1 protein-coding gene is annotated in these 539 nt (G+C 46.9%); it reads left to right on the top strand.

Going from position 1 to position 539, the window contains the following annotated elements; all coding sequences use genetic code 11:
- Positions 1-399, top strand: a 399-nt coding sequence (locus tag QSG27_RS29190) for a guanine nucleotide-binding protein subunit gamma (RefSeq protein ID WP_306712389.1), incomplete at its 5' end; no start/stop codon positions are given.
- Positions 400-539: the final 140 nt, after the last annotated feature.

Genomic DNA, 539 nt, shown 5'->3' with positions numbered 1-539 from the left:
TTGAAGAAGGAAGTAAAGAACCCACGTGATCCGATTTCCAAGACAGGAAAGGAAATCAAGGATTATGTAGAGGCCCAGGATCTCAGTGAGAAGGAGCTGCTGAGGATGGAGGTGGAGCAGTTGAAGAAGGAAGTAAAGAACCCACGTGATCCGATTTCCAAGACAGGAAAGGAAATCAAGGATTATGTAGAGGCCCAGGATCTCAGTGAGAAGGAGCTGCTGAGGATGGAGGTGGAGCAGTTGAAGAAGGAAGTAAAGAACCCACGTGATCCGATTTCCAAGACAGGAAAGGAAATCAAGGATTATGTAGAGGCCCAATCAGGGACCGACCCTCTTCTGAAAGGCATCCCAGAAGACAAGAATCCCTTCAAGGAGAAAGGCACTTGTGTGATAAGCTGATGGCCTACCCTCAAGACCCTCACCCTTTCTCTGTCCCTCCTCAGTCTCACCAGTGTACTGGGATACCTAGGGATACCAAGTGTATTAGGGATCAATGTTTACTTCCTCTTAGACAAAAGTAAAGATGCTGAGAGAAAAAC

Origin of the sequence: Azospirillum isscasi, assembly GCF_030849505.1 — a bacterium.
GTDB classification, from domain to species: Bacteria; Pseudomonadota; Alphaproteobacteria; order Azospirillales; family Azospirillaceae; genus Azospirillum; species Azospirillum isscasi.
This window is presented reverse-complemented; position numbering and strand designations above follow the sequence as displayed.